This is a genomic window from Ruminococcus sp. J1101004sp1_RTP21198st1_B9_RTP21198_201120, assembly GCF_040924245.1.
Classification (GTDB): Bacteria; Bacillota; Clostridia; order Lachnospirales; family Lachnospiraceae; genus Blautia_A; species Blautia_A faecis.
The window spans coordinates 45,313-52,501 of the sequence record NZ_JBCOMI010000028.1 but is presented as its reverse complement, the minus strand read 5'-3'; the positions used below and the strand labels follow the sequence as shown (position 1 = coordinate 52,501).

The window sequence follows — 7,189 nt, the reverse complement described above, 5'->3', positions numbered from 1 at the left end:
AGGCTTTCTGCAAGATGTGCGTCACAATTTGTGGGAGATTTTGCCCGGATGAGGGCGCCGTAGCGGGCTACGGCAACTGAATTCGGGCAAAATATACCGCAAAGTGGGGCGTGCAGATTGTGGGAATGATTTTTCAAACACACTCTAGGATTGTACATCGTATCTCCCAGAAGAGGGTGACCTATCCCTGACATGTGAACCCGGATCTGATGGGTTCGTCCGGTTTCCAGCTGAAGCTCAACAAGAGTCACATTGCCGAAACTTTTTATGTTCTTATAATACGTAACTGCATTCCTGCTTCCTGGCAACAGTCCATCTGGAGAAATTGTCATTTTCATGGGATTTTCCGGATCCGGGGCAAGTGGTATAGCAATTTCTTTCCAGAATACAGAATCATTTGCTTCTGATAAATCTCCTTCTGCAAGCGCCAGATATTTCTTCTGCAGCTTTCCTTCTTCCCTCTGCTTCTGCAATCTGGCTGCCGCCACCTGGTTTCTGGCAAAAAGTAAAATCCCGGAGGTCTCTTTATCCAGACGTCCAATGGACCGAATGCGTGTTGTCTCATTTTTTTCACGAAAATAGGCTGCAAGCAGGTTAGAAATGCTGTCCTGATAATGGCTTCCGGATGGGTGCGTCACCATACCAGCCGGCTTGTTTACTACAAGTAAATCCTGGTCTTCATAAAGGATCTGAAGTTTCTGGGGTTTTAATCCTTCTTCCAGCTCTTGTCTTTCGAAATCCAATAATTGTTTTTTTCCTCGTTCTATGAAACTACTTGTATCTGGACACACCAGTTGCTTTGAATCAATCCCTTTCGCTTCCAGACATACCTGAAGCCGATCACCAGGCACTGCTATTTCCGTTACACGGCACTGTTTTCCATTTTTAAGGATACCTCCCGGCCTGAACTTTGCCTGACTGATCTGCCTCTTTGTAAGCCCTGCCTCAGCCCGCAAAACCTCTCCTACTTTTCCAGACTCTGTGATCCTTATCTCAAGATATCTTTCCATATCTGCATCCTTGATAGCTCCTGCCCATATCTTTGTCAAAATGAAATCTCCGCTGCTCAAAACACGAAGCTTGTTTAGCTTTATCACATAGTTTATCACAAAATGAAAGCTTATGAAATCCCCTATGATCTTAAAACAGTAAATAATAAGCAAGCCGAAATACACATAGGTATTCGGCTTGCAAAATTTGTCATATATTTTTCAGGAAATTCTTTTTGTCCACGTCCCAGAGCGTGTTTGAAAAAGGCTTTCTGCAATCTGCACACTCGAATCCCCATCCTACGCGATTGGTATAGTTATTTACGAAACGATGTACTAGTTTTACCTGCTTATCAGTATTCCATCAGCCTTCCTGCCTCATCAATATAGAACACGTCATCCGGTCCTATATAATAGCTGTCGGAACCATCAAAGTACATTACATTTCCTTCCCCATCATACCAGTAATAAGTATCTCCCGGATCACTTTCCTCTACATAATCTTCATCAGGAATGTAGTCTCCGTATCCTTCACCATCGTCAGCTGTCTGGGCTTCGTAGGCGATAGAATCGGACTCTCGTAAAAAAGCTGCACCTGCATAAATATTTCCATATCCGGAAATCACAGGACTGAGCATCAGATCGCCATCTCCATCCAAAGTAACATCTGCCACATAGATTCCGCTGTCATTGACCAATTTCAGGGCAGTTGTGCCAAGTGTGGTAAAAGTACCGCTGTCAAAAAAATATCCCCCTGTTTTATCACTATTCAGGCTGTTGTAGATTTCCCAGGTTCCTTCTCCATAAAGCCGGATATTCATGGCATTTAAATCTCCATACTGGTACCAGCTGTCAAAATAAGAGATAAACATTTCCAGGCTCTCTCCTTCGGCACTTGGATCATAATCTTCCCCTTGAGTGAAAGTGGTTTCTGTATTTTCAACGCCCTCAATCTCCGTCAGCTCCAGAGAAGAAATGGCATCCCGGTATTCCGCCTCCATCTCCTCAGCAAAATCCGCTGAAACTCTGTAAGCATAAGCAAAGGTATTGGTATCCGTCTGGAAATACAGCATTTTCCATTTGCAGGTATCTTCATTTGCTCCGGTGGTAAATTCCAGTTCATATGCCGGATAAGTGAATTTCTCTGTATATTCCTGGTTCTGTACTGCTGTGAAATCCTTTATTTCCGATTCACTTACAAAGCCTGCAAACTGTTCCATATATTCCTCCGGGGTACCGGTGAATTCATTGTCATTTAAAGCACTGCAGTTGACGATCACCGTCATACAGTCCTCTGTCATATCGGAATAGAAATACCCTCCTTCCCAACTGGAATTGTTATAAAGAGGGCGCAGTCCTGTATAGCGTTTATTTGACATGAGGACATAGCTTTTCTTTTCCACGCTGTCTTCGTTTTCAGTCTGACCTTCCGAATTCTCTTCTGCCTGATCTTCCTCTGCTCTGGTAAAAACCGCAGCTCCGTCATTTCCCATATGAAGAGTATCCGCGGAGTCCAGATAAAATCCCTCCAGCCACATGCCCATGCGATTGTACATGTCATATCTGCCATTTCCGTCGTTGTATTCATCCACATATTCCAGATATCCCTGAACATCATCGCCTTCTCCGGTGTGATATACAAACAATCCGTCTGCACTTAAGGTAAGAGTTTCATCAGCCTGTGCATCTTCATTTTTCCATACACCGGAAAGTGCTGCATAGTCAGCTCCGTCCTCTACCTGAAGCGTATCCTCGTTTTCTGCCATTACGCTGTAAATACCAGCTGTGGGAACAACTGCTGCACATAAAATAAACGCGATGACCGCTGTAACTATTTTTCTCTTCATACCATTTTCCTCCTGTCGAAATATGTTGTACCTTTACTATACGTTTTCTCTGACAAAAATAGTATTAACTTCCAGTTAGCTTTTCCCTTCCATCATCTCCAAAAGATACTTGCGCTTCACCCGGACATCCCCGGGAATCTGTAATTTGGAATAAATCTGATTGATGTACTGCTTCACAGTTCCCTCGGATAAAAACAGACTCTGGGCGATTTCTTTGTTGCTCATATGCTTCGCCATAAGCTCCGTAATCTCCAGCTCACGATCTGACAGTACTTTAAAGACCGGCGGATACGCCTCCTCTTTTTTTAACTGATCGCACCGCATTTCCCATTCTTTCCCCATTCTGGTGATCCTGAAAAGAAAATTTTCATTGATTCCGAAAAAGCTTCCCTTCAAAAGCTCCTCTATGTATGGATAATTCTCCACAAATGGCATAAGGATTCCATCTGGAAAAGCCTGGGAAAGTGATCCTCTCAAAAGTTCAAGCGCCTGTTCTGTTTTTCCCAGCTTCCAGTTGGCCGCAAGAAGCTGGATCTGCACATGAAGCGCCACCAGATCGTAGTGAAGAGCCTGACACATGGCAAGAATGGATTCGCTTCTTCCGATCACCTTCGAATATTCTCCCTGGGCAAGATAAACCTGATTCTCGATCATTTCCATCATCGGTCTCCCAGGTGCCAGAAAATTCACCGTAGAAAGCATATGCGCTCCAAAGAGAGCCGGAATCCGCTCCGTTTGTCCGGTGACTGCATAGTAATAGGCGCAGGTGCTGTCAAAAATATTGACCCAGGTGGTATTATGCCCCTGCAGCAGTTCTTTTCGACGTTCTTCAAATGTATTTCTCATTTTTATGTCCATGCAGATAGACAGCCTTTGTGCCAGAAAATCGCAGCAAAGTGCAATGCTCTCCTGCCCGTTTCCCTGAATCTGGGTATAAGCCTTTTCCAATGCTATGTGGGCATCAACAAAATTTCCGCGCATAAAGTGAGCCTCTGCGCTCATAATCGTTTCTGCACCCTGTCCGTGTCCGTTTGTGATCTTGTAATAATGAGGCATACACTGGTTCATCTCTTCCAGCTCTTTGTCAAGATCTCCGCTTTTCCTGTGAAACATCATAAGTACAGATGGGGAGCCAAACGTCCAGCCTCCGTCACTTCGGATACTGATGGCAGGTCTTGTCATCTTCTCGCTGGCACTGCGGTGAAACTGACTCATTCTCGAAATATCATTGTACATAAGAAAGCTCTGGATCAGGTCGCATTCGCCCAGAAGATTTCCTCTCTCTTCCTCAGACAGCTTTGGATGTTCTCTGATGGATGCCAGAAGAAGTTCTTTCAGTTCCAGCATTTTGGGAATATTTTTCCAGTTAAACATGCATCTCATAAGAACCAGAATTGCAAGCGGATATTCTTTTAAAACGGAAACCGGACATCTGTTCAAAACTTCCAGAACCTCTTCCGGTTTTAGAGAAGCAAGTAAGATTCCGGCATCTTTTTGCACCACCCGGAGAATAGCTGCAAAATTCTGATTTCGCCGGTATGCTGACAAGGCATGGATATAGGCACCATATTTTTCATACCATGCACCATATCTTTCATAATAGAAAGCCTGTCTGGAATCATCCAGTGTTCTGAACGCACGAAACGCGCACTCTTTCATCATATGGTGAAAGCGGTAAGTCTGCCCGTCATTCAGGCAGGTGACAAAAGCATTCTGCCTGGTGAGCGTTTTCAGGATCTGGTGTACGTCTTCTCTTTTTGTAATAAATTCTGCCATCTCTTCCGTGAATTCATCTGCAAGCCCCATGGCACTAAAAAATTCTTTTCTGTCTTCTGGCAAAGGATTCAGCATGGAAGCGGAAAACATCTGGTAAATATCAGATGTTTTTCCTGGCAATTCTCCTGATTTTGAAAAAGAACACAAATTCAGGTAAACAGCTGCGAACCATCCTTCGCTGGATTTCAGAAGCTGCTCAAGCTGGCTGTCTGTCAGGCTAGTTCCGCAGCGGCGAATATAGGCTGACAGCTCCCCAGCGTTTAGACGCAGATCGTCTATTTCTATTCTGTGAAGTCTTCCTCCAAGTCTTACAATCCAGTCATCACTGATAAAATGATTTCGGCTTGCTACGATCAGATGCACATTTTCCGGAATCCTCCCTGCCATTCTGCACAGGAAAGTGGCCGCCCGGTCATCTTTTAACAGATGAAAGTCATCTATAAAAATATAACAATTTTCACATTTTTCCAGTTGATAGCATAGAATTTCCGTCAAAAATCCAGCGGAGGCTTCATCTTCCGGGCAGTCGTAGTTTTCCAGAAAGTTAAGACCTGCGAAGGAAAATGCATTTTGCACACTTTTCCAGAAGATGGAAAGGTTTTGGGAGTAGATGCTGATCCGGATCAGCAAAGCCTGAGTGTCTTTCGCCAGTCTGGACAGATACCAGTTTACGGCGGTTGTTTTGCCATATCCCATAGGGGCTGTTATGGCTGTCAGCGCGCTGTTGGAAACAGGCTGCAGGGATTTTTGTAAACGTTCTGATATGTAAATAGAATTCAGGCTGATTTTTTCTTTTGGCATTTCATACCCTCACTCTCTTGTTTTATAAGTATATTGCTGTTTACACCGTTTCCGGAGTATGATTTGTAGGAATAATTTTTCAAACACGCTCTAATGATCATTCTATTTTTAATTATAGTGGAAAAGACAGGAAATTCCAATGGATTCTTTTGCTTTTGCTTATGTTTGACTTGTTCTTTTTCTTCCGCTATACTAAAATGTGTTTAAAAAATGCTTTCTGCAAGATGTGTTTCACTGTTTTCGTGAAATTTACGCAGTAAATCTGACACTCATATCATTCTATTTCAGTACTAAGGAGATTTTTCTATGGATTCAGATAGATTATCAGCTCTGCCTCAGGCTTTTCTTCATCGGATGAAGGATATGCTTGGGGATGATTTTGAACCTTTTCTGGCAGCTTATGAACAGCCGCGTACTTATGGGCTCCGGGTAAACACGGCAAAGATTTCCTGTGAGGAGTTTGAACAGATTGTGCCCTTTGAAGTGAAAAAAATCCCATGGGTTTCGAATGGTTATTTTTACAATGAGGATGTAAGGCCATCCCGGTGTGCTCTTTATCAGGCTGGACTTTATTATCTTCAGGAACCAAGTGCCATGACCCCCGCTTCCCGTATTCCGGTGGAGCCAGGGGAATATGTGCTGGATATGTGTGCAGCTCCTGGAGGAAAAGCAACTGCAGTTGGTTCCGCCCTAAAGGGTGAAGGACTTCTGGTTGCAAATGATATCAGCACTACCAGGGCAAGAGCACTGCTTCGAAACCTGGAACTGTTTGGGATTCCCAATCTTTTTGTTTCCAATGAAAAGCCTGAAAAAATGGTAAAGAATTTTCCGGAATTTTTCCATAAGATCATTCTGGATGCACCTTGTTCCGGAGAGGGGATGTTCCGTAAGGAGGAAGCTCTTGCCAAAGACTGGACTCCTGAGAAGTCTGAGGAGCTTTCCAGAATTCAGAAACAGCTTTGTCTGAATGCGGCAGACATGCTGCAGCCGGGAGGACAGATGCTTTATTCTACTTGTACCTTTGCACCTTGTGAGGATGAGCAGATCATTTCCTGGCTTCTCAGGGAACGGCCGGAACTGTCTCTGATTTCCATGGAGGATTATGAGGGCTTTTCCACCGGAAATCCTGAATGGGGAGATGGGAATCCACAACTGAAAAAATGTGTGCGCATTTTTCCCCATAAGATGCAGGGGGAGGGGCATTTTCTAGCCCTCTTGCAAAAGGAGGGAACGGCTGGACCTTCCGCTGGTACTTCTAAGACCAGTCGTCTGGCTGCAGATGTCCGGAAGTATATGGAAGAATTTTTCAGAGAAATCGGGTTGAAAACTTTAGATGGCCAGGAGTTTGACTGGAACCGGGTGGAGGTCCGGGCAGATAAAGTTTATTATCTGCCGTCTGTTTCCTATAATTTCAGAGGACTTACGTTTATTCGGAACGGACTTTATCTGGGAGATCTGAAGAAAAACCGGTTTGAACCGGCTCAGCCGCTTGCACTGGCTTTCCGGAAAAATGAAGCTGAAGCTGTGATTTCCCTTTCTGTAGATGATCCAAGACTGGAGCGGTATCTGAAAGGGGAAACTCTTACAATTGAGCCTGAGGAGGCTGCTCATTCTAAAGGATGGCATTTGCTTTGTGTGGAAGGGTATCCCCTTGGGTTTGGAAAACTTGTGAATGGGACATTGAAAAATAAGTATCCAGCGGGGTGGAGAGTGTAAGTTTGTCAAATTTTCGCTTTCCCTTCCGCCTGCGACGTGCGTGGATGTGGCGTGCCTGGT

General features: G+C 44.3%; 4 protein-coding genes and 3 pseudogenes. 2 read left to right on the top strand and 5 right to left on the bottom strand.

Annotation, left to right across the window (positions count from 1 at the left end; genetic code table 11):
- Positions 1-77 (bottom strand): annotated as a pseudogene (locus AB5618_RS16695) (DUF6783 domain-containing protein); the annotation flags it as partial.
- On the opposite strand from AB5618_RS16695, the pseudogene AB5618_RS16690 reads away from it, so the two are divergent.
- Positions 63-191, top strand: a pseudogene (locus tag AB5618_RS16690) (DUF6783 domain-containing protein); the annotation flags it as partial. The pseudogenes AB5618_RS16695 and AB5618_RS16690 sit on opposite strands and share 15 nt — an antisense overlap.
- Positions 192-248: 57 nt before the next feature.
- Here the strand turns inward: AB5618_RS16690 and AB5618_RS16685 are convergent.
- The 4 genes and pseudogenes from AB5618_RS16685 to AB5618_RS16670 form a co-directional block, all read right to left on the bottom strand.
- Positions 249-641, bottom strand: a pseudogene (locus AB5618_RS16685) (pseudouridine synthase); the annotation flags it as partial.
- Positions 642-1,211: 570 nt separating this feature from the next.
- Complete coding sequence (locus AB5618_RS16680) at positions 1,212-1,274, bottom strand: hypothetical protein (RefSeq protein ID WP_368072586.1); 63 nt, start codon at positions 1,272-1,274, stop codon at positions 1,212-1,214.
- A gap of 68 nt (positions 1,275-1,342) precedes the next feature.
- Positions 1,343-2,836 (bottom strand): hypothetical protein, encoded by a 1,494-nt coding sequence (locus AB5618_RS16675; RefSeq protein WP_148461243.1) that lies wholly within the window; start codon positions 2,834-2,836, stop codon positions 1,343-1,345.
- 75 nt (positions 2,837-2,911) lie between these two features.
- Positions 2,912-5,413 carry a LuxR C-terminal-related transcriptional regulator gene (locus tag AB5618_RS16670; protein ID WP_148461242.1) on the bottom strand — a complete coding sequence of 834 codons (2,502 nt, stop codon included), beginning with the start codon at positions 5,411-5,413 and terminating at the stop codon, positions 2,912-2,914.
- 306 nt (positions 5,414-5,719) lie between these two features.
- Here AB5618_RS16670 and AB5618_RS16665 point away from each other — a divergent pair, with 306 nt between their 5' ends.
- Complete coding sequence (locus AB5618_RS16665) at positions 5,720-7,129, top strand: RsmF rRNA methyltransferase first C-terminal domain-containing protein (protein ID WP_148461241.1); 1,410 nt, start codon at positions 5,720-5,722, stop codon at positions 7,127-7,129.
- The last annotated feature ends 60 nt before the right edge of the window (positions 7,130-7,189 follow it).

What these genes read in the sequence shown, in the direction of transcription:
- AB5618_RS16675 (WP_148461243.1), bottom strand. Translation starts at nt 2,836, where the DNA reads ATGAAGAGAAAAATAGTTACAGCGGTCATCGCGTTTATTTTATGTGCA.
- AB5618_RS16670 (WP_148461242.1), bottom strand. Translation starts at nt 5,413, where the DNA reads ATGCCAAAAGAAAAAATCAGCCTGAATTCTATTTACATATCAGAACGT.
- AB5618_RS16665 (WP_148461241.1), top strand. Translation starts at nt 5,720, where the DNA reads ATGGATTCAGATAGATTATCAGCTCTGCCTCAGGCTTTTCTTCATCGG.